The organism is Bordetella petrii, assembly GCF_020991325.1.
GTDB classification, from domain to species: Bacteria; Pseudomonadota; Gammaproteobacteria; order Burkholderiales; family Burkholderiaceae_B; genus Bordetella_A; species Bordetella_A petrii_E.
Genome location: NZ_JAJMLX010000472.1, coordinates 1 through 1,736, shown reverse-complemented (window position 1 = coordinate 1,736; position 1,736 = coordinate 1). Strand labels below are relative to the sequence as shown.

At 69.4% G+C, this 1,736-nt stretch carries 2 protein-coding genes; both read right to left on the bottom strand.

The annotated features are described in order from the left end of the window. Nucleotides 1-65: 65 nt before the first annotated feature. Nucleotides 66-1,100, bottom strand: coding sequence for a cytochrome d ubiquinol oxidase subunit II (locus LPZ50_RS24665; protein ID WP_230665466.1), 1,035 nt, complete (start codon nt 1,098-1,100; stop codon nt 66-68). Beyond that, a partial coding sequence (locus LPZ50_RS24660; protein ID WP_230665465.1) for a cytochrome ubiquinol oxidase subunit I occupies nt 1,097-1,736 on the bottom strand: 640 nt, incomplete at its 5' end. The genes LPZ50_RS24660 and LPZ50_RS24665, both read right to left, overlap by 4 nt.

Here is a 1,736-nt window from a genome sequence, read left to right as displayed (position 1 = left end):
CGACGGCGGCGGCCTGCTGGTGCGCATCACCTTGCCGCTGGCGGCGCCGGCCTGAGGCCGGCCGTTCAGGCCCCCGCGTGAGGCGCCTTGCCGAACACCGACCGGTAGGCCAGCAGATTGAAAATCAGCACCACGGGCACGCCGACCACCGCGCCGGCCAGCACCAGCCGCATCGAACCGATCGAGGCGGTGGCATCCCACAGTGTCATGTCGTCCAGGATCAGGTACGGAAACAGGCTGTAGGCCAGGCCGGCCAGCATCAGCACGTACAGGATCACGCACAGCACGAAGGGCAGCCAGCTGTAGGCGCCCGACCGTCCGGGAATGCGCGACAACAGCAGTTCCGCGGTGGCGAAGCACGCCAGCATCAGCAGCCATACCCCCACCGCCACGGCCAGCCCGCCGGCGTTGCTCCATTTATAGAAAATGCCGGCATTGGCCAGGCCCAGCATGACCGACGTGGCCGCCATGCCCACCGCCGTCCAGCGGATGGCGTGGCGGCCCCAGCGCGCCGCGCGGCGCTGCAGTTCGCCGTCCACGCGCATCACCAGCCAGGCCGAGCCCAGCAGCACATAGGCCGCCACCGCGCACAGGCCGATAATGACCGAGAACCACCCATAGCCGGCGGCGGTCTGGTAACCCGTGACGATACGGCCCAGTATCATGCCCTGCGCGAACGCGGTGGCCAGCGACCCCAGCCAGAATCCCAAGACCCAGCGCGGCTTGAGCTCGGCGCGGGCGCGGATGCGGAACTCGAACGACACGCTGCGCAGCACCAGGCCCAGCGCCATCAGGGCCAGGGGCCCGTACAGCTTGCCGAAGATCACGCCCCAGGCCAGGGGAAACGCCGAGGCAAACAAGCCTATGCCCAGCAGGGGCCAGAATTCGTTGGCGTCGCGCCAGGGGCTGAGCAGGCTCATCATGCGGCCGCGCTCTTCGGCCGGCGCGAACGGCAGCAGCATGCCCACGCCCAGGTCGAAGCCGTCCAGCACGATGCCGCCGGCGATCAGCAGGAACAGCAGCAACATGAATACCAGCGGCATCCAGAAGGTGGGGTCGTTGGCGTTCACGCCCAACGAAGCGGCCAGCATGTCGATCATTGCTGCAATCCTACGGAGGGGGCCGGCTTGCCGGGCTTGCGCACGGGCACCACGCCGTAGCGGGCGGCGTGGAACAGCATGCCGTTGAAGGCCACCAGCAGCAGGCCGTAAAGCAGCACATAGCCGGCCAGGCTGGCGGACAAGGTGTAGGTATCCGCCGTGCCCAGGACTTCGGTCTGGGTGATAGTGGCGTTGACGGCGTAGGGCTGCATGCCGGACACCGCGAACACCCCGCCCGCAAGCACGGCCAGGCCGCCCGCGTACAGCATGCCCACCATCAGGCGCAGCCACCAGCGCGGCAACTGCATGGGATCCATGCCGCGCCGGGCCGTCAGGGCCAGGGTGGTGCAGGACACCAGCAGCATCAGCAGGCCCAGCAGCAGCATCAGGCGCAGCGACCAGAACGTCAGCGGCACCGGCGGCTGCATGCCCGAGTATTTGTCCAGGCCCAGGTAGCGGCCCTGCGCGTCGCGGCCCAGCCAGGCTCCGCCCACCCCGTCCAGGGCCACTTCGGCCCTGTTGCTCTGGGTGCGGCTGTCGGGCCAGCCGAACAGCACCCAGGCAGGCTGGCTGCCGCCATGCCAGTTGCCCGCGGCCGCGGCGGCCTTGGCCGGCTGGTGCTCGGCCATGACGCGC